This window comes from Coriobacteriia bacterium (assembly GCA_041658765.1).
GTDB lineage: Bacteria > Actinomycetota > Coriobacteriia > Anaerosomatales > JBAZZO01 > JBAZZO01.
The window spans coordinates 1-23426 of record JBAZZO010000008.1 but is presented as its reverse complement, the minus strand read 5'-3'; the positions used below and the strand labels follow the sequence as shown (position 1 = coordinate 23426).

The following is a 23426-nucleotide window of genomic DNA, read 5'->3' as shown; positions in this document are numbered from 1 at the left end:
TCCACCGGACGAGTGGGGGTGTCCAGGACGAAGCGTCGGGTCGGAACTCGCTCTCGCGTCGTAGTCGCGCTTACGGCGGGCATCGCGCTCTTGTGGGCGTTGCGACTGGTGTCGGCGTGGGCCGATCGCACCGTCGCCTTCGTGACGTTCGGCGCCTTCATCGCCGCGCTGGTCCTGCTCCTCGACTGGTTCGTCGCGTCCTTCGGTCCCGGCCTCTGGCGGTCCGCTCGAAGCGTGGGCGCAAGCGTCTGGCGCGCCTTGCGAGACGACACGGAGGTCCGCGCCCTTGTCGGGCGCCACCCGCGTTTCTTCGGATGGCTCGGCAGACGGACTTCGCGAGAGAGACCGGGCGGGCTCTACCTGACTCTGACCACCGCTTCGGCTCTCTACTTCCTCTCGGGTTTCGTGTCCATCGCGCGGTCGCTCGCTCTGTCCCGGGCGATCACGAGCTACGACCCGCGGATCTCGGCGCTCCTGCGTGTCTTCCGGACGCCCGCGCTGACGCGTCTGCTGTGGATCGCGACCGTTCTCGCCGACTCCCGCGTGATCCTGCTCCTGGCGGGTATCTCGGCCCTGTTGCTCACGATGTGGGGCCGACGCGGTGAGGCGGCGATGCTCGTCATCACGCTCTCCAGCGGGGTCGTGCTTCAGACGCTCTTGAAGCTGGCGTTCCGTCGGCCACGGCCTCCGGTCGCCTTCGCACTCATCAAGGAGCCGTCGTCGTTCAGCTTCCCGTCGGGACACGCGTTCGAGAGTCTGCTGTTGGCCGGTGTCGTCGTCTTCGTGCTCTGGCGAGGATCAGGGAACCTTCGGGTCCGGCTCGCGGTCCTGTTCGTCGCTGGATCCGCCGTTGCCGCCGTGGGACTGTCGCGAGTCTACCTGGGCGTGCACTGGACGAGTGACGTGTTCGCTTCATGGTCGCTCGCGCTCGCTTGGCTCAGCGTCACGTGCGGCTGCTACCTGATGCTCGTCCGGTATGGGGGGATGCGAGAAGCATGGCCGGTGTGGTCCGGCCTGCGGTCCCGCCGTGTCGCGACACTCGCCGTTTCGCTCGCCGCGGTCGCCGCCGTGGTCGCGGGAGCACAGGTCGACCCGCTGCTTGCGAAGGTGACCGCCGAGACGCCTGCTCGGCCGTGGGTCGTCGCGACCGGCCCGACAGGCCGGCCCCTTCCGACTTCGGCCGACCTCCGGCGGCTGCCGCTCCACTCCGAGAAGCTCGACGGCTCACCGCAAGAGCCGATCGGGATCGTCTTCGTCGGCACGCCCGCCATGCTGACCTCGGCGTTCGAGGCCGCCGGGTGGCAGGTCGCCGACAAGCCTTCGTTCGCGACGCTGACCCGAGCGGTCTTCGCCGCACTCGGGAATCGACCGTACCCGACCGCACCGGTGACGCCCACGTTCCTCGGAGGAGCGGTGCAGGACATCGCGTTCGAGAAGCACGAGGGCGTGGCCACCGTGCGCCGGCGCCATCACGCCCGCTTCTGGCGGACGCATGTCACGCTCGCCGGAGTGCCGGTCTGGGTCGCGACGGCGTCGTTCGATTCTCGCCTGGAGATCGGGAGCACGATCCCGCTGCCGACACATCACATCGCCCCGGACATCGACGCCGAGCAGGCCTTCGTCGTGGACGGTCTGGTCGGGACCGGCCGAGTCGCCCTCCTGGAGCGCCTGCGCGTGACGTCGCCGAGCACGGGCACGAACGCGCAGGGCGACCCTTGGTTCACGCAGGGGTATGCGTCGGTGCTGGAGGCGACGCGGTAGACGCGCGGCCGACCGCCCTACCGTTTGCCGAGGAAACGCCGCCGTTCCCTGGCACGGGAAGCCCGTTCGCGGGTGTGCTTCTCTGTTGACGCTCCGAACACCCCTATCATCGCTGCCAGGAAGGCTACCGCGCGCCCAGGTGTGTTCGTCGGCATAGGGCGCCAGGCGACGGCAAGGGAGGCAGGGAGATGGCAGACACCGCAGCGAACACGGTCTCGGAGAAAGGGATCGTCAAGATCATTGCGGCCTCGTCGGTCGGCACGATGGTCGAGTGGTACGACTTCTACATCTTCGGCAGCTTGGCTACGGTCATTTCCAGCAAGTTCTACCAGACGGGCACGAGCCTCGGGAACATGATCGCGTGGCTGGCGGCGTTCGCCGTCGGTTTCGTCGTCCGCCCGTTCGGCGCGATCGTGTTCGGCAGGATCGGCGACCTGATCGGCCGCAAGTACACCTTCATGGTCACCATGACCCTGATGGGTATCTGCACGTTCGCCGTCGGCCTGCTCCCCACGATCGACAAGATCGGTCCGATCGCGGGCGTCATCCTGATCGGATTGCGCATCCTGCAGGGCTTGGCGCTCGGTGGCGAGTACGGTGGCGCGGCCACGTACGTGGCCGAGCACTCGCCGGAGCGTCGCCGCGGCTTCTTCACGAGTTGGATCCAGATCACGGCGACCGCCGGTCTGTTCATGTCGCTCGGCGTCATCCTCGCCACGCGCAGCATCTTGGGCGAAGTGAAGTTCGATGCGTGGGGCTGGCGTGTCCCGTTCCTCGTGTCGGCCATACTCGTCCTGGTCTCGCTCTACATCCGCATCTCGCTCAAGGAGTCTCCGCTCTTCTCCGGTCTGAAGAAGTCCGGCGGGCTCTCCAAGAACCCGATCAAGGAGAGCTTCGGCAACCCGTACAACCTCAGGTGGGTCCTGCTCGCGCTGTTCGGCGCGACCATGGGCCAGGGCGTCGTGTGGTACACGGGACAGTTCTACGCGCTGTTCTACCTTCAGAAGGTGTTCCACGTCGCCCTGATCCCTTCGAACGTCATCATAGCCGGCGCGCTGCTCGTGGCGACACCGTTCTTCGTGTTCTTCGGTTCGCTGTCCGATCGCATCGGCCGCAAGCCAATCATGCTGGGCGGCATGGCACTGGCCGTGCTGACGTGGTACCCGCTCTACGGTCTCATGGCCGCCTTCGCGCCTGCCACGTACAACCAGCCTGCGGTTGCCGCGCTGGGGTCGTCGCCGGCCATCGCCGCCAATCCCGCCGCGATCGTCGAGTTCCAGCAGTTCATCTTCCCGTACCAGGGCTACAACCCGTGGGTGCTCGGCGCTTGCATCTTCGTCCAGGTCATCTACGTGACGATGGTCTACGGTCCGATCGCCGCGTTCCTCGTCGAGCTCTTCCCGACGAAGATCCGCTACACGTCGATGTCTCTGCCGTACCACATCGGCAATGGCGTGTTCGGCGGGATGGTCCCGATCATCGGTCTGAGCCTGTTGGGCGCGACCGGCAACAACTACGCCGGTCTGTGGTACCCGATGATCGTCGCGGGTGTGTGCTTCTTCGTCGGTCTGGTCCTGCTCCCGGAGACCAAGCAGATCGACATCCACTCAGGCGAGTCGCACGCGATGCATGCGGAGCACGCCAGCAGGCTTCCGCAGATCGCCCCTGACGAGGTCTAGACAAGGTCCTCGCGCGGGAAGCGCGATGAGCGAAAGACGCCCGCCCCCGGGATGGGGGCGGGCGTTTCGCGCTCCTGCGACGATGCGTCCCGGGTGGCGTACTGGTACCGTTGTCCGTGCTCGCGCCGCGTCGTCAGAGGGAGCCGCATGTCTGTCAAGCAGGACACAGCCGTCGGCATCCCGGTCGCGGTCGCTCTCGCCGTCATGGTCGTCTGGGGCGGGACGCCGCTGTTCACCAAGGTGGCAGCCGCGGAGATCGACCCCCTGCTGGTAGGCATCCTCAGGACCGTGCTGGCGGGCTGCGTCGCTCTACCGCTCGTCATCGCGTGGCGCCAGCCCCTCCCCGCGGACTCGCGGGGCAAGGCCTTGCTGGGCTTCTCCGGCTTAGCCGCGTTCGTCGTCTTCCCGCTCCTGTTCACCGTCGGCCAGCACGTCACCTCCGCACTGCACGGGGCTCTGATCCTCGCGACGCTGCCGGTGTTCACGAGCCTGTTCGGGACGCTCCTCGAGCGTCGACGGGTCTCCAAGACGTGGATGGCGGGATGCGCGATCGCGCTGTCCGGCGAGGCGGCGGTGATCGTTTGGAGGACCGCCGGCGCCGCGTCGGGCGCTGGCACGCGGGGGGACGCGATCATCCTCGTGTCGGCGGTCGTCTGCGCGGCGGGATACGCTGCCGGTGCGCTCTTGACGGGATCCGGATACCCGGCCCGGTCGACGACGCTTTGGGGTGTGAGCTTCTCGTCGATCGCGCTGCTGCCCCTGCTCGGATGGACCCTCGCGTCCCGGGGATGGCCCCATGCGGGCTCTGCGGCCTGGGTCTCGGTCCTCGTGCTCGCCCTGCTCACGTCGATCCTGGGCTACATCGCCTGGTATTGGGCGCTCGCGAAGGGCGGGATCAGCCGGATCGCGGGAATCCAGTTCACGCAGCCGCTGTTCGGGCTCTTGCTCGCCGCCGTCGTCCTCGGGGAACGCCCGGCGCCGGTCACGGCCGTGGCTGGAGCGGCGATCCTCGCGGGCGCCTGGCTCGTCCAGCGCGCCGCCGCTAGGTAGCGGCCCGAACCGCCTGCCGTCGCGTGTGTCATCATGCGGGTAGGCTCACCTTCGAGGAGGAGGACACATGAGTGTCCACGGGACGTTCGTCGCGGACCGCTACTTGGTTCGGCGCAAGGTGCTCAAGCTCGCGGGGGGCGCGTTCCACGTCTGGGACGCGCAGGGCGCGCTCGCCGCGTTCTGCGAGCAGAAGGCGTTCAAACTCAAGGAGGACATCCGCGTCTACGCCGACGTCGCGAAGACGACCGAGCTTCTCTGCATCCAGGCGCGGCAGGTCTTGGACTTCTCCGCGTCCTACGACGTGACCGACTCCGTCTCCGGTGAGAAGGTCGGCGTCATGCGCCGTCGAGGCGGGCGCTCGATACTGCGCGACGAGTGGGAAGTGCTCGATGCCGCCGAGACCAAGATCGGCACGCTGATCGAGGACAGCATGGCCCTGGCGCTCCTTCGCCGCCTGCTCACGAACCTCGTGCCGCAGAAGTACGACGTCTTCTTCCCCGACCCTGCCACCGGGCAGAAGGTCGGCAGCATCGACCAGGCGTTCAACCCCTTCGTCTACAAGGTGAACGTCGACTTCTCGATGGACCCGTCCGGCCGGTTCGACCGGCGTCTCGGCATCGCGGCCGCTATCCTGCTGGCCGCTATCGAGGGGCGTCAGGGCTAGGCTGCGCACGACACCGGAGGCCGTTCGCCGGACACATCCAGGGACGCGCACGTTCGGGTATTCCGTGTGCTATAACGTCAGTAGTGTATCCGCAGTCGCAAAGGCTCCATCACGCTGGATGATGCACCGATCTAGGTGCATTTTTCTTGCTCTCATCCGGTCCGCCGACACGGCCCGGGGCGACATCCAGCCTACTCGCAATCGTCGAATACGAATGGGAGGTAGGGATGGGAGTCACAAGGCGGGGATTTCTCAAGCTGACCGGCGCAGCGCTGATGACGACCGCGATGTACGAGTTCGTCGGCCAGTCTTCCGCTCTGGCGGTCGGGACTGAGACGGGGTGGAAACTCGTCGACGTGCAGGAGACAGCGACCATCTGCTGTTACTGCTCAGGCGGATGCGGGACCATCGTCTCGGTCCGGAACGGCGAACTCATCAACATAGAGGGCGATCCGGACCACCCGATCAATCGCGGTGGTCTCTGCTCGAAGGGATCCTCCCAGTTCAGCGTCCGCTCCATCTACGACGACAAGACCGGCGAGCGGATCCTCAATCCCAACCGCCTGACCAAGCCGAAGGTACGTCGTGCCGGCAAGGCCGAGTGGGAGGACATCTCGTGGGAGAAGGCGATCGAGGAGATCGCCACGCGGATCAAGAAGACCCGCGACGAGAACTACGAGCTCAAGGACGAAGCGGGTGTGACCGTCAACCGTTGCGAGGCCATCGCCAACTTCGGTGCCGCCGCGCTCGACAACGAGGAGGGCTACGCGCTCCAGAAGTTGTGCCGTGGGCTCGGTCTGACCTACATCGAACATCAGGCCCGTATATGACACAGCTCCACGGTGGCCGGTCTTGGCCCCTCATTCGGTCGCGGAGCGATGACGAACCATTTCTGCGACTTCAAGAACGCTGATGTCATCCTGGCTATAGGCTCCAACAACGCCGAGAACCACCCCGTCACCATGGCGTGGGTGCAGGAAGCGAGGGCGAAGGGCGCGAAGTACATCGTCGTCGACCCCCGCTTCACCCGTTCCGCCGCTCTGGCGGATATCTACGCTCCCCTGAGGTCCGGTACCGACATCGCCTTCTACGGCGGTCTCATGAAGTACATCATCGACAACGACCTGTGGCAGAAGGACTACGTCAAGGATTACACGAACGCCACGTTCCTCGTGAATCCCGCGTACAAGTTCGACGAGGCCACTGGCTTGTTCTCTGGCTGGGACGACAAGGAGAACAAGTACGCGGTCGACGATTGGAAGTACCAGGTAGCGGAGGTCAAGCCCTGGAACACGGGCCTGGACCCGAAGACCGGCAAGCCGGCGGCGACCGCCTACGTGACCGCCGCGGGCGTCCCGAAGTTCGAGCTTCCGGCTGCGAAGGTCGCCAAGAAGGATCCGACCATGCAGGATCCGCAGTGCGTGTGGCAGCTGATGAAGAAGCACTACGAGCGCTACACGCCCGAGATGGTCTCCAAGGTCACCGGTTGCCCCGAAGAGAAGCTCCTCGAGGTGTGGGAGACGTTCGCCGCATCCGGCGCACCCGCCAAGTCCGGGACCATCCTGTATGCGATGGGCCAGACCCAGCACACCTACGGCTCGCAGAACGTGCGCGCCATGGCCCTCGTCCAGATGCTCCTGGGCAACATCGGCGTCGCCGGTGGCGGCATCAACGCGCTTCGCGGTGAGGCCAACGTCCAGGGCTCGACGGACATGGGAACGCTCGCGAACACGTGGCCGGCGTACATGAACACCCCTACTGCGGCGAAGTACCCGGATCTCGCGGCGTATCTCGCCGGGGAGACTCCCGGCGCCGGGTTCAAGACCAACCTGCCGAAGTGGGTCGTCAGCTACCTCAAGGAGGTCTACGGCCCCTACGCCACGTTCGGGAACGATTATGCGTACGACATGCTCCCGAAGCTCAACAAGGTCAACCACACCCACATCGGCGTCTTCGAGTCCGTCAGCGAAGGCATCGTCAAGGGCATGATGTGCTGGGGTCAGAACCCGGCCGTCGCCGGCCCGAACTCGACGTTCGAGCGCAAGATGATGGCGAAGCTCGACTGGCTCGTCGCCGTCGACCTGTGGGAGACCGAGACCATGCAGTTCTGGAAGGCGCCGGGCGTCGACTCGGCGGCGATCCAGACCGAGGTCTTCATGCTCCCAGCCGCGGCTCACTACGAGAAGCAGGGCACGATCTCGAACTCCGGCCGCTGGGTCCAGTGGCGCTACAAGGCCCTCGATCCCCCAGGAGAGGCGAAGGACGACTTCGAGATCATGCACGAGCTCTACAAGAAGCTGAAGGAGCTCTTCGAGGCCGAGGCCGGCCCCAATCCTGAGCAGCTCACCAAGCTGTATTGGCCTTACGAGACGGACGGCAAGTCGGACATCACGAAGGTCGCCCGGGGCATGAACGGCTACACCGTCGCCGACGGCAAGCTCGTCAAGAACTTCCCCCTGCTCAAGGCGGACGGCTCCACGGCATGCGGCGTGTGGATCTACTCCGGCTACTACAACAACAACGACGCCCCCGGCGATCCGACGAAGCAGCCGACCGGCTCGCGGCTCAAGGACGACCCGGGCGAACTGGGCCTCTTCCCGAAGTGGTCGTTCTCGTGGCCGGTCAACCGCCGCATCGTCTACAACCGCGCGTCGGCGGACATCACCGGCAAGCCCTGGAATCCCGCCAGGATGCTCGTCGAGTGGACCGGCACCGAGTGGAAGAACAACGACGTGCCTGACTTCGCGTTCAAGGTCACCGACCCGAAGGACGCGAAGATCGTCCTGAGCTGGATCCCGCCGAACAACACCGCCTTCATCATGCAGTCGGACGGAGCCGGTCATCTCTTCGGCCTGAACGGGATGAAGGACGGCCCGTTCCCCGAGCACTACGAGCCGTTCGAGACCCCAGTGACCAACCTGTTCAACGGCCGCCAGTCGAATCCCGGCTTGACCTTCGGGAAAGCGGCATCGGTGAAGCCGGGCGATCCGAAGAAGTACCCGATCGTCTGCACCACCTACCGTCTGACGGAGCATTGGCAGACCGGCGGCATGACTCGCAACATCCCGTGGCTGGCGGAGGCCATGCCGAAGATGTTCGTCGAGATATCGCTCGAGCTCGCGGAGGAGAAGGGCATCACCAACGGCGATCAGGTCCGGGTCTTCAACGACCGGGGCTCGATCGAGATGGCCGCGATGGTCACCCCGCGCTTCAAGCCGTTCGACATCGACGGCAAGACCGTGCACCAGGTCGGCATGCCATGGCACTGGGGCTACGCCTCCGGCTACGCTACCGGCGCGATCGCGAACGACCTCACGCCGAACGTCGGAGATGCGAACAGCTCCATCCCCGAGTACAAGGCGTACCTCGTCAACGTCGAGAAGGCATAGGGAGGGTATGACTCATGGCTGAGAACGCGATCCTGTACGACTCATCGAAGTGCAGCGCGTGCAAGGGCTGCAGCGTGCAGTGCAAGCAGTGGAACATGCTCCCCTCGAGCCTCGTCAAGGACGGTTACGAGTTCACCGGCTCATACCAGAGCATGTCGGACCTGAACGGCGACACGCGTCTTCTCATCGAGTTCCGCGAGGAGGACACCACCAGCGGCATCGAGTGGGCGTTCTCCCGCCGGGCGTGCTTCCACTGCACGAACGCGGCGTGCGCGGAAGCGTGCCCGGTCGGTGCGATCAGCAAGCTCGATGACGGGACGGTGAATCTCGACAGGGCGAAGTGCGTGGGGTGCAAGTACTGCAACGCCGCGTGCCCGTTCGGGGTCCCCAAGTTCCGCGGGGAGCTCGGAGTCTCGAACAAGTGCACGCTGTGCAACGACCGCACCGCGCGGGGCCTTCTGCCCGCGTGCGTCAAGACCTGCCCGGCGCACGCGCTCTCGTATGGCCCTCGGGCGGACATGATCGCGGCCGGCAAGAAGCGCGTCGAGGATCTCCAGGCCGAGGGGTTCGACAAGGCCGAACTCTACGGGGAGTCCGAGATGGGCGGCATGCATTCGCTGTTCGTCGCGAAGTTCGGTCTCGACGCACACGGGCTCGTGCGCGACCCGAAAGCCCCCGACTCGATCGCTCTGTGGCACCTGCTCAAGCCTCTCACCGGCCTGGGCGTGGCCGCGGTCTTCGGCGGTCTCGGCATCTCGTTCCTGACAGGCATCGGGTACAAGCGCGACGCGTCGAACGTGGGCGCTTCCAAGAGTGAGGAGGAGGGGCAGTGACTCGCTACATACAGCGCCACAGCGCATTGAAGCGGTGGACGCACGGTATCCACACCACCGCCTGCATCGCTCTCATCCTGAGCGGCCTCTTCGTCTTCGTGCCCGCTCTCGGACAGGCCGTGGGCCGCGACGTCGTGCAGATCCTCCGCTTGGGTCATCGGGTCTTCGCGGTGGCGTTCATCGCGATACCGCTGTTCGCGCTCATCGCGGCGCCCAAGGGTTTCTCGCACATGGTGAAGAACAACTTCGCCAAGTGGGACGATGACGACAAGCTGTTCATGAAGCTGTTCGTCAAGTACCTGTTCACCCCGAAGACGACGCACATGCCCAAGCAGCACGAGACGAAGTCCGGGCAGAGGCTCGCCGACATCGCGCTCGTCTGCTTCGCCGTGTTGATAGCGATCAGCGGCGTCGTGCTCTGGGCGGGCAGGTTCGTCGATCCCATGGTGCTCCGCCTCGCCCTGCTCGCGCATGACGTCTCGTTCGTCATGATCGCGATGATCGGGATGGCGCACGCGTACCTGGGCGCCGGCATCTTCCAGCCGTATCGCGGTTCGGCGCGCCTGATGTTCGGCGACGGCCGCGTATCGGAGTCCGACGCACGGTACCACTGGGGCCACTGGGCGGACGAGCAGCTCACCAGCGGGAAGAACGTGGTCCAGGAGTAGATCGTCCGACGGCCATACCGGAAGGGCCGGGCCCGGGATCGGGTCCGGCCCTTCCGTAAGCCGCCGTCTCGATGGGTGCGGCCGGCAAGAGGGGAGACCGATGAGGACGGACGAAGTGATCGAGGCCGCTGACGCGTATCTCGAGGCCGCCGATGAGGACTCGGCGGCCCGGTTGCGGTTCTTCAAGGGGATATGGGAGATCCAGGCGGAAGCCGAGGCTGGTGCTCCCGGCTACGAGGCGCCGGTCGCCGAAGCCGCGACGGAGTCCTTGGTGACGGGCCAGCCGCTCTTCCTGTTGAGCGAACCGAAGGTGCCCGGTGAGGAGTATCGGGCCGTCGTGGGGAAGATCGCGGCACACGTCGCGGATGCGGCCGGTCTCGACCCGGGGCAGGCGATCGCCCTGAGGGAGGCCGACCTGGCCAGCGCGCTGAACGACGAGAGGATCGCGGATGCCGTGAAGGATCCCGAGGCGTTCGCGAGTCAGGTCTGGGAAGCGCTCGGAGACAGCGGGACTGCGCTCTCCTTGCCGACCGTCTCGTTCGTCCTGACCTCGGCGCTTTCCCCCTTCCTCACCGGCCCCTCGGCCGCGGCGCTCGAGTCTCTGGGCGAGATTCGGTGGAGCTTGTGGGATTCGGGGTCCTGCCCGGTCTGCGGCTCGCCGGCGGCGCTGGGCCGGATGGGTGAGAGCACCGCGCTGCAGGGTGGCCAGCGCGGCCTTTGGTGCTCGCTGTGCCATGCCGAATGGGGTTTCGAGCGCCTGAGGTGTGCCCGTTGCGGCTCGCGCGCGACCGTGAGGATGCGCTACACGTACGAGGAGAGCGATCCGGCGCATCGGCTCCACCTCTGCGACGAATGCCACGGCTACCTGAGGGTGGTCTTCGAGGACGAGATGAAGCGGCGGACGTCGATGGTCGTCGAGGACGCGGTCTGCGTGACTCTCGACGCGATCGCGCGAACGAATGGGTACTCGCCCGCCGGCGATGAGGACAGGGGCTGACCGACCTCCGTTCTGCGCCGACTAGATCTCCACGGTCGCGGGCCGCTCACGCTCGTCGGTGAACCACTCGGAGCCGAAGTCGCCCTCCGCGATGCTCTCGATAGGCATCCGGAGGTAGCGGCCGCGCGCCTCGACGGCGACGGTGCCGTCTTCGAGGAGTATCTCCCCCGAGCCCTCGAAGATCCGCCCGCCGTCCTTGGTGATCCGGGCGAGAGCGCGGACGTCACCGTCGAGCGGCACCGGCTTCCGGAACCGCACGGTCAGCTCGACGGTGACTCCCCAGGCATCGGGGTCGCTCATGCTCACCGCCCGACCGATGGTCTCGTCGAGGATCGTCGAGGCGAGGCCGCCGTGGAGCCTGCCGGGATACCCCTGCTGTTCGGGCGTCGGCCGGAAGACGCCGAGCAGCTCGCCGCCCTCGAGTTCGAGGAAGCGCGCGTGGAGGCCGGCGCCGTTCTCGACGCCGCAGACCGCGCACATGCGGCTGATGTTCTGCGCGGCCAGGACGCGACGCGTCGGCATCGCCTACACCGCCTCGTCGAAGCTCTCGAGGAACTGGCTGTTGTAGAGGTCGAAGTAGAAGCCCTTCGCCGCGAGCAGCTCCTCGTGCGTGCCGGTCTCGATGATCCTGCCGTGGTCCATCACGAGGATCACGTCGGCGTCGCGGATCGTCGAGAGGCGGTGGGCGATGACGAACGAGGTGCGACTCTTCATCAGCTCGCGCATCGCCTTCTGGATCAGCACCTCGGTGCGCGTGTCGACCGAGCTCGTCGCCTCGTCGAGGATGAGGATCTCCGGGTCCGCGAGGAACGCTCGGGCGATGGTGAGCAGCTGCTTCTCGCCCGCCGAGAGGTTGCCTGCCTCGTCGTCGAGCTTGGTGTCGTAGCCGTCGGTGAGCGTGCGGACGAAGTGGTCGACGTACGCCGCCTTCGCCGCTTCGACGATGTGCTCCTCGGTGGCCTCTTCGCGCCCGTAGGCGATGTTGTCGCGGATCGTCCCACCGAACAGCCACGTGTCCTGCAGGACCATCCCGAACGTCGCGCGCAGGTCGTCCCGGGTCATGTCGCGGATGTCGACGCCGTCGAGAAGGATGCGGCCTTCGTCGATCTCGTAGAAGCGCATGAGCAGGTTCACGACGGTGGTCTTGCCGGCGCCGGTCGGGCCGACGATCGCGACGGTCTGGCCCGGCTTCACGTCGAGGTTCAGGTCGTCGATGAGCGGCTCGTCCGGCTTGTAGCGGAACGAGACGTGTTCGAGCGCCACGGCGCCGGTAGCCTTCGCGAGTCGCATGGGACTCGCGGTGTCGGGCTTCTCCTCGGCCTCGTCGAGCAGCTCGAAGACGCGCTCCGAGGAGGCGACGGCCGACTGGAAGACGTTCGCGATCGACGCGGTCTGCGCGATCGGCATCGTGAACTGGCGCGAGTACTGGATGAACGCCTGCACGTCGCCGAGAGAGAGGGTGCCCGACGCCACGCGAAGGCCGCCGATGACGGCGATGGCGACGTAGTTGAGGTTGCCGATGAAATTCATCGAGGGCTGGATGATCCCGGAGATGAACTGCGCGCGGAAGCTCGCGTCGAACAGCTTGTCGTTGCGCTCCTCGAAGATCGCGATGGCCTCGGCCTGGCGGCCGAAGATCTTCACGATGCTGTGTCCGGTGTGCATCTCCTCGACATGCCCGTTGAGGTCGCCGGTGCGCTCCCACTGCAGCGCGAACTGTTTCTGCGAGCGCTTCGCGATCGTCATGGTTATGACCAGCGCGATCGGCAGGGTCAGCAGAGAGATGCACGCCAGCAGCAGCGAGATCGAGAACATCATGCCGAGCACGCCGATGATGGTGAACAGCGCCGTGATGAGCTGGGTGAGGCTCTGCTGCAGCGAGTTGGCGATGTTGTCGATGTCGTTCGTCACGCGGGAGAGGATGTCGCCGCGGGCGTGGCCGTCGAAGTAGGAGAGCGGCAGCCGCGCCAGTTTCTCGTCCACGTCCTTCCTCAACTTGAAGACGGTGCGCTGAGCGACGCCGGCCATGATGTAGCCCTGTCCCCAGGCGAACAGCGCGGACAGGAGGTACACGACCGCGAGCAGCACGAGGATACGCGCGATGGCGGGGAAGTCCACGCCCACGCCGGGGGTGACGTCCATCGCCGACAGCATGTCCGCCAGACGGTCCTGGCCCTTCGCGCGCAGCCCTTGGACGATGGCCGCCTTCGGAACGTCGGCGGGGAGCTGCTTGCCGATCACGCCCTGGAACAGCTTGTTGGTGGCTCTACCGAGGAGCTTCGGCCCCGCGATCGAGAACGACACGCTCACGATCGCGAGGAGCATGACGATCACGATGCGCCACATCTGAGGCTTCAGCTGGCCCATGAGCCGCTTGAACGAGGCGCCGAAGTCCTTCGGTTTGACCACTGCAGCGCCTATGCCGTGACCGCCGAACGGTCCGCCGCCCATGGGGCCGCCGCCGGGCCTCGGGCCCCCGGGCCTGGGTCCGAAAGACGCGCTCTTCTCTGAGCGGGGGGTGGGCTCGCTCATGCGATCTCCTCCTGGGTGAGCTGCGAGTAGACGATCTCGCGGTACGTCGGGCTGGTCTCCATCAACTCGTCGTGGGTCCCGATGCCCACGATGTCGCCGCCGTCGAGGACGATGATGCGGTCGGCGTGCATGATGGTGCTCACGCGCTGGGCGACGATGATCGTGGTCGCGTGGGTGATCTCCTTCTTGAGCGCCGCCCGCAGCATCGAGTCCGTCTTGAAGTCGAGCGCCGAGAAGCTGTCGTCGAAGACGTAGACCTCGGGATCCTTGACGAGTGCGCGGGCGATGGCGAGTCGCTGGCGCTGGCCGCCGGAGACGCTCGTGCCGCCCTGCGTGATGGGAGCCTCGAGACCTTCGGGCATCTCGGAGACGAAGCTCTTGCCCTGCGCCACCTCGAGCGCGTGCCACAGTCGCTCGTCGGTCGCGTCCTGGTCGCCGTAGCGCAGGTTGCTCGCGACCGTTCCCGAGAAGAGGAACGCCTTCTGGGGCACGAAGCCGATCTTTCGCCACAGGTCCTCGCGGTCCATCTCCCGGATGTCGGTGCCGTCGACCGTGATGGAGCCCGACGTGATGTCGTAGAGGCGCGGGATCAGGTTGATGAGCGTCGACTTGCCGCTGCCCGTGCTTCCGACGATCGCGGTGACCTCACCGGGCGCCGCGGAGAAGGAGATGTCGCACAGCACGGGCTGTTCGGCGCCGGGGTAGCGGAACTCGACGTTCTTGAACTCGATGAAGCCCTTCGTGACGCTCGTCGGCGCGGGCGTGGCGGGGTCGTTGACGGTCGGCTCGGTCGTGAGCACCTTCTGGATGCGGTCGGCCGAGACGGCCGCTCGCGGGACCATGACGAACATGATCGTGGCCATGAGCACGGAGAAGAGGATCTGCATGATGTAGGTGAGGAACGCGGTCAGGTTGCCGATGGGCATCGCGCCGCTCTCGATGCGAAGCCCGCCGAACCACATCACGGCCACGAGCGAGAGGTTCATGATCGCCATGAGCGAGGGCATCATGAGCGCCAGCATGCGGTTGACCTTCAGGGCGGTGTCGGTGAGGTCGCGGTTCGCGGCGTCGAACCGCTCCTGCTCGTATCCGGTGCGGACGAACGCGCGGATGACGCGGATGCCGGCCAGCTTCTCGCGCATGACCCGGTTCACGTCGTCGATCTTGACCTGCATCGCCTTGAACAGCGGTATCGCCTTCGATGCGAGGATGCCGATCACGGTCGCCATCAGCGGGATGATGACGACGAGGATGCCGGAGAGGGGGACGTCCTCCCGCAGGGCCATGATCACGCCTCCGACGACCATTATCGGCGCCGAGATGATCATGTTCAGCGCGAAGACGACCATCATCTGGAGCTGCTGGACGTCGTTGGTGTTTCGCGTGATCAGCGAGGGGGCGCCGAAGAGGTTGACCTCCTGCTGGGAGAAGGTCTGCACCTTGCGGAAGATCGCCGCGCGGAGGTCTCGCCCGAAGGCCATCGCCGTCTTGGAGCCCCAGTAGACTGAGATGATCGCGGCGATCCCCAGCAGGAACGTCACCGCGAGCATGAACCCGCCGGTCGACACGATGTAGGCGGTGTCGCCCTTGGCGACGCCGTTGTTGATGATGTCGGCGTTGAGGTTCGGAAGGTACAGGTTGGCGATCGCCTGGACCAGGAGCAGGACCATGACGAGCACGATCTGCTTCCCGTAGGGCTTCAGATAGGTCTTGAGCAGGTCGGTCATCTACTCCTCCAGCCGGTCGAGCGCGGATCCGATGCTGTGCGAGAGGACCCCGAGCAGCCGGACGAGTTCGCGCCGGTCGTCCTCGGTCATGGAGCCGATGGTCGCGGCGATGTACTGGCCATGGGCGACCCGAAGGTCGTGGTTGAGCGCGCGTCCGGTCTCCGTGAGCCGCAGCCGGGTGATGCGCTGGTCGTCCTCGTCGACCCAACGCTCGACGAACCCGGCCTTCTCCATCTTCTGGAGCATCGCGGTCACCGTGGGCGGGGCGACGTGCACCATCTCGGCGAGTTCCCGTTGGCTGATGCCTTCGCGCGTCCCGATCGCCCACAGGCATCCAGCCTGCCCGGGGTGGCCGCCGCGACCCGCCATCGTCTTCATGAGCAGGCGGCCGTTCATCTTCATCGTGTCCATGAGTGCGCGGAAGACCTCGAACGACAGCGGGTCGACGCCGTCGAGAGGTATGTGCGGCGGGCCCGAGCAGCCGGGGTGGTGCTTCATGTCCAGGTCCTTCCGTGAGTGGTCCACGGAAGATTAGCACACGAATGATTAGCATGCAAACACACCCGTGCGATGAGTCTCGCGCCCGGTCCTCAGCCTTCGGCCGGAGTCTCCGCGACGCCTTCGACCGCGTATGCCGGTACGAGGTCAGTCTTGCCCTTGACCTGTATCTCCCCGACGCGTTCGAAGTGGAAGAGGTTGCGGACGGCGACGTAGGTGTACTCGCTCACGATGATCGACCGGTTCATCTCCTTGGCGGCGGACTCGAGCCGGGAGGCGGTGTTCACCGCGTCGCCGATGGCCGTGTACTCCATCTTCTGCTGCGAGCCGACGTTGCCCACGACGGCGACGCCCGTGTTGATGCCGATCGCGACTCGCAGGTCGATGTCCCGCTCCTTGCGGTAGGACTCCTCGAGCAGGCGGAGCTCGTCACACATCTCGAGCGCCGTGCGGACCGCGTGCTCCTCCTGGTAGGGATCGTCGAGCGGCGCGCCGAAGACGGCCATCAGCCCGTCTCCGATGAACTTGTTGAGGTAGCCCTTGTTGCGGAAGATGGTCTCGATCATCCGGTCAAAGTAGCGGTTGAGGAGCAGCACGATCTCCTCGGGGGACATGCCCTCGGAGATGCTGGTGAACCCGCGCATGTCGGCGAAGAGCACCGTGATCTTCCGCCGCTGCGTCTCAAGGTCCGGGAGGTGTCCGGAGGCGATTATCTCGTCGGCCACTTCCTGCGACACGTAGCGCACGAGTGTGGCCTTGAGGTTGTCGCGCTGCATCAGACCGACCGCCATCTCGTTGATGGCGCCACCGACCTCGGCGAACTCGTCGTGGGTGGACATGGCGACGCGCGCGGTGAAGTCGCCGCCCCCGATCGCCGCGGCTGCGTCGCGGATGTCGGCGAGCGGTCGAGCGACATGGCGCGAGAGCACGAAGGCGAGCGCCACGGCGAGGACGAGCGACGCGAGCAGGGTGAGCAGGCCTCCGAGGAGCAGCGTGCGGAGCTGGGCGACCACGTCCGTCGCGCTGATGTCGACACCGACGGCCCCGAAGGACGTGCCGTCTTCATCGAGCAGGGGCGCTGTCGCGGAGAGCCACGTCCCCCACTGGTCCTCGACGAGCACGGGCAACACCTGGGGCTTCTGGAAGTCCGGCGGGTACTTGTCCATCTCCTTGAAGATGTACGGGTCACCGACGTGGGACCTGTCCTCGGCGTCCTCCTCGGCGTCGATGACGTAGGCCGCGGAGCCGGACTTGCCCGGGACCGGCCGGAAACTGTAGACGAACTTCACGTAGACGTCGTCGCGGCGGTTGGCGTCGCGCACGGCGCGGAACTGCCGCACGAGGGCAAGATACGCTGGGGAGGTCTCGTCGTCGCGCGTGAGCACGGAACGGTGCTGCCCGGGGTCGACCTGGCTCGCTAGGCTGTCCGCGATCGAGAGCGCGGTCGTGTTGATCTGGTCGAAGAGGTCGGCGCGCGCCCGAAGATAGAGCCATCCCACCGAGACGCTGTTCGTGACCACGGCGAGGGCGATGAAGAGCAGCAGGAGCTTGGTGCGGTAGCGCATGAGGAGATTGTGTCTCCTTTCGCGATACCGGACAAGCAGACGGCGGCGTATCATCGCGCCAAGGACGCTTCTTAGTGCGGAGGCAAGCGGTGGAAGAGCAGCATGCGCGTCTGGTGCGCCAGCTGAGGGCGCTGATGGACCTCTCGGCGCTCGTGAACTCGACGCTGGAGGGCTCCGTCATCAGGCGGCGCGCGGTGGAGGCCGCGGCGCGCCTGGTGGACGCGGAGCGCGGCAGTCTGCTGCTGGCCGACCGCGACACCGGTGAGCTTTGCTTCGAGGTCGCTCTGGGCGATTCGGACGGCGCACTGAAGGAGGTCCGGCTGGCGCCGGGGCAGGGCATCGCCGGCTGGGTCGTCGACAAGTGCGAGGGGGTCATCGTCTGCGACGTCCAGTCTGACGAGCGCTTCTTCAGCAGGCCGGACGGGGTCTCCGACTACGTCACCCGTGACATGGTCTGCGTACCAGTCGTCGCGCACGGCAGGACGCTCGGTGCGCTCGAGGCGATCAACAAGCGGCATGGCGCATTCGACGAGAATGACCGCGAACTGCTCTCGTCGCTCGCGAACCAGGTCGCCATCGCGATAGAGAACTCGAACCTCTACGAGGAGCTCCGGGAGGCGTTCTACGAGACGGCGGAGGCGCTGGCCGACACCATCGAGAAACGGGACCCGTACACGGGCGGTCACACACGCCGCGTCATGGCGTTCAGCATGGCGATCGGGCGCGAGATCGGGCTCTCCGAGGAGGAGACGGAGGACCTTCGGCTCGCCGCGATCCTGCACGACATCGGCAAGATCGGCGTCCCCGACGAAGTCCTGCGCAAGCCGGGCTCGCTCGACGAGGAGGAGTTCGCGGCGATGAAGCGTCACAGCGAGGCCGCCTCGGAGATACTCAGCCACGTCCACCGGCTGCGACCTGTCATTCCCGGTGTCCGCTCTCACCACGAGCGCGTCGACGGGCGTGGGTACCCCGACGGTATCGCCGGGGACGACATCCCTCTCATCGCTCGCATCATCGCGGTCGCGGACACGTTCGATGCGATGACGACCGACCGGCCCTATAGCCGCGGGCGGACGATCAAGGAGGCGGTGGCGGAGCTGGAGCGGTGTTCGGGCACGCAGTTCGACCCCGTGGCCGTCGATGCCTTCGTCTCCGCCATCAAGAGAGGGCTCTGTGAGGACGCTGACTCGGACGCTACTTTAGAAGAAGGATGGCGAGCAGCACCGTGATGACCACGGAGCAGGTCGCGATGATCCACGTCTCGAAGAAGCCGCTACGCAGGCGCTGATACAGGCGCGCGTTCTCGATGGCGATGCCGACCTGGTCCGCGGCGGCCGACAGCATCTTCCGATCCTCCTCGGAGAAGACGTTCGGCCGCATGCACATCGCTTCGAGGATCCCGACGAGCTTTCCGCGCGACATCACGGGCACCGCAAGCATGCTCCTCGTGACGAACCCGCTCTGCAGATCGAGCCCGGAGAAGTAGCGCGGGTCGGTCTGCGCGTCAGCGATGATGACCGGCTCGCACGTGTCCGCGACAAAGCCCGCGATACCCTGTCCCTTGACGAGGCGGATCTTCTGAAGCGTGTCGTCCTCGTCCCCCGTCGCTATCTCGAAGCGCATCTTCGAGCCCGCGCCTTCGATGAGCAGCAGGCTCGCCCTGTCCGCGTCGACGAGGCGCGCCGCGGCCTCGACGGCCCGGCGACGGATCTCGTGGGTATCGAGCGTCGAGTTCACCAGCGAGGCGAGCTCGACCAGTATGCGGAGCTTCTCGACGTGGCGTTCGTTGGTCTCCAAGGTACCTCCTGTCGGGTGCCGGACCGTCACGAGGATTTCACCAGCCTGCCGAGTGTCGTGAGCAGGCGTCCGAGAGCGCCGATACCGAAGACGATGGCGCCGAGCGAGATGGATCTCTTCCCGCCGGCTATGTCGCCGAAGTCCAGGCCGACCTCCTGGCCGCCCGCGAGGGTGATGGTCGCTCCGGTGGAGGAGACCTTCACGCCCTTGAGCGACTTGACGAGGTCTTCGGTGCCGGCTGGGACGGCGATGCTCGTCGTGACGGCGCCCGCAGGAGCGGCCGGTTTCGGCGCGGCTCCCAAAAGGACCAGGACGAGACCGAGCGAGAGGGTCAGCACGACGACCGTCGATCGCCTCCGACCGGCGATCCCCAGGTTCGCCCGCATCCGCGCCCTCCTCTTTCGTGCGTGCGCGCAATGGCCATACGAGGACAGTATGCCTCAGAGGGGGCCGGGTGTACCCGCCCTGTTCCAGTGCGCGTGGCGCCAGACTGTCCGCGGCACTTGCGCATCCGGTCCGGTATTCGCGTATACTGTCGCCGCGGGCCAACTCGTGGCTCGTACGTTTGCGGCGTGACAGACCGCTTTCGTAGCGGAAAGGTCACGTCGCTTTGTTTTGCCCCGCGGGGGCGAAAGGATGGGTTCGAATGGCAGAAGGTACGGTCAAGTGGTTCAATCCGGACAAGGGGTACGGCTTTATCTCGCATGAGGGTGGCGACGACGTGTTCGTCCACTTCAGCGAGATCCAGGAAGAGGGCTTCAAGACCCTCGACGAGGGTCAGGCCGTGTCGTTCGACATCACCACCGGCCAGAACGGCAAGCAGCAGGCGAGCAACGTCCGCAAGATCTAGTTCTTCGGATCTTGAGTGACCAGGTCTGCCCTGGAAGGGCGGTCCCCCGGGGCCGCCCTTTCGTACGTCCCCTTCCCGCCACCCACGGAGAGTCATGCGCCAGGACGACATACGCAACATCGCGATCATCGCCCACGTCGACCACGGGAAGACGACGCTCGTCGACCGCCTCCTGCAGTCGACTCACGTCTTTCGCGACAATCAGCAGGTCGCCGAGCGCGTGCTCGACAGCAGTGACCAGGAACGGGAACGCGGGATAACCATCCTTGCGAAGAACATCTCGATCCGCTATCGCTCCACGAAGATCAACGTCATCGACACCCCCGGCCATGCGGATTTCGGCGGCGAGGTGGAGCGGGTGCTGAAGATGGCCGACGGCGCGCTGCTCATCGTCGACGCGTTCGACGGCCCCATGCCGCAGACCCGTTTCGTGCTTCGTCACGCGCTCGAGCATGGGCTGAAGCCCCTGGTGGTGGTCAACAAGATCGACCGTCCGGGTTGCATGCCCCACGAGGTGGTCGACTCCGTCTTCGATCTCATGCTCGACCTGGGCGCGAACGACGACCAGCTCGATTTCCCCGTGGTGTACACCGATGCGGTCGCGGGATACGCGAGGCTCGACCCGACCGACGAGGGCGACGACATGCTGCCGCTGCTCGACGCGATCATCGACCATATCCCGCCGCCCGATTGCGATCCCGACGGCCCGGTCGCGATGCAGGTCTGCACGATCGACTACTCGAGCTTCGTCGGCAGGATCGGCATCGGACGTGTCTTCTCCGGCACCCTCCACGACGGCGAGCGCATCCTCGTGATCAAGAACGACGGCAGCCGCTACCAGGCTTCGGTGAAGGCGCTGTACACCTTCGAGGGCATGGGGCGGCAAGAAGCGGAGAGCGCCCACGCGGGGGACATCTGCGCCGTCGTGGGCGTGGAGGACGCCGACATCGGCGACATGTTCACCTGTCGCATCGATCCGGTCACGCTCGCTCCGATCCACGTCGAGGAGCCGACGATGTCGGTGGTCTTCTCGTCGTCGACGAGCCCGCTCGTCGGAGGTGAGGGAGACATCGTCGGAGGCCGCCAGATCAAGGAGCGGCTCATGCGCGAGGCCGAGGGCAACATCTCGATGCGCATCGCCGAGACGCCCGACCGCGACGGGATGGAGGTCGCCGGCCGTGGCGTGCTGCACCTATCCGTGCTCATGGAGACGATGCGCCGCGAGGGTCACGAGTTCCAGGTCGGCAGGCCGACGGTCATCCTCAAGAAGGAGGGCGGCAAGACCCTCGAGCCCATCGAGCTCGCCGTCGTCGACGTGCCGAGCGAGTATGCGGGCAAGGTCATCGAGATCTTCGGTTCCCGCGGTGGTGAGATGACCGACATGGTCCAGCGCGACGAGCGCGTCCATCTCGAGTTCCGCATCCCGTCCCGCGGCGTGATGGGCCTGCGCACGCGCATCCTCAACTCGACGCGCGGAGAGGCGACGCTCTTCCACCATTTCGCCGCGTACGGTCCGATGCGCGCGGGTATCGGCGGGCGGCAGAACGGGTCGCTCATCGCGATGTCGACCGACAAGGCCGTCGCATACGCGCTCGACACGCTCCAGACGCGCGGCACGCTCTTCGTCGGCCCCGGCGAGATGTGCTACGAGGGGATGATCGTCGGCGAGCACGCGAAAGAGGGCGACCTCGTCGTCAACGTCGCGAAGGCCAAGCAGCTGACGAACACGCGCGCGGCCAGCGCCGACAAGGCGATCCAGCTCGTCCCCCCGGCGACGTTCACCCTCGAGGAGGCGCTCGAGTACATCGAGGACGACGAGCTCGTCGAGGTCACTCCGAAGAGCATACGGCTGCGCAAGCGGATACTGAGCGGGACGCAGAGGAAGAAGGCCGGGAGGGGGTAGGCCGCGGTGGAGGCCGGGGGGCTCTTGCGCGTACGCACCTGGGGAGCGCGCGGTCCGCTCGTCGTCGTCCTCCACGGCGGCCCTGCCGCCACGGGTGAGGCGGCTCCTATCGCGCGCGGGCTCTCAGACGCTTTCCGCGTGCTCGAGCCGTGGCAGCGCGACAGCGGCGGCGAGCCGCTGACCGTCGCGCTGCACGTGGCCGACCTGCACGAGCTGGTCTCGGGACTCGAAGGCGTCCGTCCGGCGATCGTCGGCGAGTCTTGGGGCGCCATGCTCGCTCTCGCCTACGCGGCCGCGCACCCCTGCAGCGCCGGACCTCTCGTCCTCATCGGCTGCGGGACCTTCGACACAGAGTCGCGCTCGAGACTCACGGCGACGCTCGACGAACGCGCCCATCTTCCCTCGCCTTACGACTTCGACGCCGAGTCGAGGGGGCCGAGCGAGGTGCCCTTCGACGCTCTGGCGCACGAGGAGACATGGGAAGACATGCTCCTGCTACAGGCGGAAGGCGTCTACCCGGCCGCGTTCGAATCGATCACCTCCGAAGTCCTCATGGTGCATGGGACGTACGATCCACACCCCGGGAAGATGATCCGTGCGAGCTTGGAGCCGCACCTGGCGCGTCTCGAATACGTGGAGCTCGACGCCTGCGGGCACAGCCCCTGGCGGGAGCGGCAAGCCCGGGAGCCCTTCTTCGAGGTCGTGCGGGCGTGGCTGGAAGCCCGCGCGACGGGTACGTAGGACTTGTGCGGCGCGTGCCGCGCGCCGGCGCGATGGGAGGGCGACATGCGTATCGACGTGACGGCCGACGGCCCGTACTTCGTCTCGGGAGGCGTGCCGATGTCGAAGACGGCGATCTCCACGAACGAGCGCGGTGAGTCGGTCGCGTGGGTAGAGGGAGAGGCATTGCCGGCCGAGGACTGCTACGCGCTCTGCCGTTGCGGACGTTCGGGGAGCAAGCCCTTCTGCGACGGGGGGCACGCGACCGTTGGCTTCGACGGGACGGAGACGGCGAGCCGCGAGCCCTACGTCGACCAGGCGGCGTGCACGACCGGTCCCGCGCTGAAATTGCGCGACGCTCGGCATCTGTGCGCCGAGGCCCGCTTCTGCGACCGCGCGGGAGGGCTCTGGAACCTCGTGACGGCGGCCGACGACCCCGACTCCGTCGCTCTCGTCGAGGAGGAGGCGGCGCTGTGTCCGTCGGGCCGGTACGTGGCGTGCGACCACGACACCGAGGAGCCGCACGAGCCGGCGCTCGAGCCGTCGATAGGCCTCGTCCAGGATCCGGGGCTCGGCGTGAGCGGACCGCTGTGGGTACGGGGAGGCATCCCGGTGTTCGCGGCGGACGGGGACGGATACGAGGTCCGCAACCGCGTGACGCTGTGCCCTGGGTTCCGCAGCTAACTCCCGCGAATAGTCCGCGTTTGATGGGTCTAAGCTGCGAAGACGAGCGATCATGCGCAGAAACGGCGTGTATCTAGGCGTCCGTATTCCCGCTGGTCAGAAGCTTGCG

Annotated in this window: 20 protein-coding genes; 13 read left to right on the top strand and 7 right to left on the bottom strand. The window is 66.3% G+C overall.

The window, feature by feature from the left end; translation table 11 throughout:
• Window positions 1-18 precede the first annotated feature (18 nt).
• From WC971_06125 to WC971_06090, 8 genes are all read left to right on the top strand, one after another.
• On the top strand, window positions 19-1761 hold the full coding sequence (locus tag WC971_06125) for an LssY C-terminal domain-containing protein (protein MFA5844394.1): 1743 nt from the start codon (window positions 19-21) through the stop codon (window positions 1759-1761).
• Between the two features lie 188 nt (window positions 1762-1949).
• On the top strand, window positions 1950-3440 hold the full coding sequence (locus tag WC971_06120; GenBank protein ID MFA5844393.1) for an MFS transporter: 1491 nt from the start codon (window positions 1950-1952) through the stop codon (window positions 3438-3440).
• Between the two features lie 147 nt (window positions 3441-3587).
• Window positions 3588-4490: a DMT family transporter gene (locus tag WC971_06115; protein MFA5844392.1), complete on the top strand. Its 903-nt coding sequence runs from the start codon at window positions 3588-3590 to the stop codon at window positions 4488-4490.
• Window positions 4491-4557: 67 nt separating this feature from the next.
• Window positions 4558-5154 carry a hypothetical protein gene (locus WC971_06110; GenBank protein MFA5844391.1) on the top strand — a complete coding sequence of 199 codons (597 nt, stop codon included), beginning with the start codon at window positions 4558-4560 and terminating at the stop codon, window positions 5152-5154.
• 227 nt (window positions 5155-5381) lie between these two features.
• Window positions 5382-8543 carry a molybdopterin-dependent oxidoreductase gene (locus WC971_06105; GenBank protein MFA5844390.1) on the top strand — a complete coding sequence of 1054 codons (3162 nt, stop codon included), beginning with the start codon at window positions 5382-5384 and terminating at the stop codon, window positions 8541-8543.
• 14 nt (window positions 8544-8557) lie between these two features.
• A complete protein-coding gene (locus WC971_06100) occupies window positions 8558-9376 on the top strand; it encodes a 4Fe-4S dicluster domain-containing protein (protein MFA5844389.1) in 819 nt (272 codons plus the stop codon).
• Window positions 9373-10044 (top strand): cytochrome b/b6 domain-containing protein, encoded by a 672-nt coding sequence (locus WC971_06095; GenBank protein ID MFA5844388.1) that lies wholly within the window; start codon window positions 9373-9375, stop codon window positions 10042-10044. Before WC971_06100 ends, WC971_06095 begins: the two co-directional genes overlap by 4 nt.
• 100 nt (window positions 10045-10144) lie before the next feature.
• The gene (locus WC971_06090; protein MFA5844387.1) at window positions 10145-11041 is read left to right on the top strand and encodes a formate dehydrogenase accessory protein FdhE; all 897 of its coding nucleotides are present in this window, start codon (window positions 10145-10147) and stop codon (window positions 11039-11041) included.
• A 21-nt stretch (window positions 11042-11062) separates the two neighbouring features.
• On the opposite strand, the gene WC971_06085 is transcribed toward WC971_06090, so the two are convergent.
• The 5 genes from WC971_06085 to WC971_06065 form a co-directional block, all read right to left on the bottom strand.
• Entirely contained in the window at window positions 11063-11563 is a 501-nt protein-coding gene (locus tag WC971_06085) for a PaaI family thioesterase (GenBank protein MFA5844386.1), read from the bottom strand.
• 3 nt (window positions 11564-11566) lie between these two features.
• On the bottom strand, window positions 11567-13573 hold the full coding sequence (locus WC971_06080) for an ABC transporter ATP-binding protein (protein ID MFA5844385.1): 2007 nt from the start codon (window positions 13571-13573) through the stop codon (window positions 11567-11569).
• Window positions 13570-15300 (bottom strand): ABC transporter ATP-binding protein, encoded by a 1731-nt coding sequence (locus WC971_06075; GenBank protein ID MFA5844384.1) that lies wholly within the window; start codon window positions 15298-15300, stop codon window positions 13570-13572. Before WC971_06075 ends, WC971_06080 begins: the two co-directional genes overlap by 4 nt.
• Window positions 15301-15825, bottom strand: a complete 525-nt coding sequence (locus tag WC971_06070) for a MarR family transcriptional regulator (protein MFA5844383.1) — start codon at window positions 15823-15825, stop codon at window positions 15301-15303.
• Between the two features lie 65 nt (window positions 15826-15890).
• Window positions 15891-17363 carry an adenylate/guanylate cyclase domain-containing protein gene (locus WC971_06065; protein ID MFA5844382.1) on the bottom strand — a complete coding sequence of 491 codons (1473 nt, stop codon included), beginning with the start codon at window positions 17361-17363 and terminating at the stop codon, window positions 15891-15893.
• Between the two features lie 89 nt (window positions 17364-17452).
• On the opposite strand from WC971_06065, the gene WC971_06060 reads away from it, so the two are divergent.
• Complete coding sequence (locus tag WC971_06060) at window positions 17453-18592, top strand: HD domain-containing phosphohydrolase (protein ID MFA5844381.1); 1140 nt, start codon at window positions 17453-17455, stop codon at window positions 18590-18592.
• Here the strand turns inward: WC971_06060 and WC971_06055 are convergent.
• Window positions 18558-19160 (bottom strand): GAF domain-containing protein, encoded by a 603-nt coding sequence (locus WC971_06055; protein MFA5844380.1) that lies wholly within the window; start codon window positions 19158-19160, stop codon window positions 18558-18560. The two genes, WC971_06060 and WC971_06055, sit on opposite strands and share 35 nt — an antisense overlap.
• Before the next feature lie 26 nt (window positions 19161-19186).
• A complete protein-coding gene (locus tag WC971_06050; GenBank protein ID MFA5844379.1) occupies window positions 19187-19546 on the bottom strand; it encodes a hypothetical protein in 360 nt (119 codons plus the stop codon).
• Window positions 19547-19806: 260 nt separating this feature from the next.
• Between WC971_06050 and WC971_06045 the strand changes: the two genes are divergently transcribed.
• From WC971_06045 to WC971_06030, 4 genes are all read left to right on the top strand, one after another.
• Window positions 19807-20010, top strand: coding sequence for a cold-shock protein (locus tag WC971_06045; GenBank protein ID MFA5844378.1), 204 nt, complete (start codon window positions 19807-19809; stop codon window positions 20008-20010).
• A gap of 94 nt (window positions 20011-20104) precedes the next feature.
• Window positions 20105-21913 carry a translational GTPase TypA gene (gene typA, locus WC971_06040; protein MFA5844377.1) on the top strand — a complete coding sequence of 603 codons (1809 nt, stop codon included), beginning with the start codon at window positions 20105-20107 and terminating at the stop codon, window positions 21911-21913.
• Window positions 21914-21937: 24 nt separating this feature from the next.
• Window positions 21938-22654: an alpha/beta hydrolase gene (locus tag WC971_06035; GenBank protein MFA5844376.1), complete on the top strand. Its 717-nt coding sequence runs from the start codon at window positions 21938-21940 to the stop codon at window positions 22652-22654.
• Between the two features lie 45 nt (window positions 22655-22699).
• Complete coding sequence (locus WC971_06030; protein MFA5844375.1) at window positions 22700-23317, top strand: CDGSH iron-sulfur domain-containing protein; 618 nt, start codon at window positions 22700-22702, stop codon at window positions 23315-23317.
• Window positions 23318-23426: the final 109 nt, after the last annotated feature.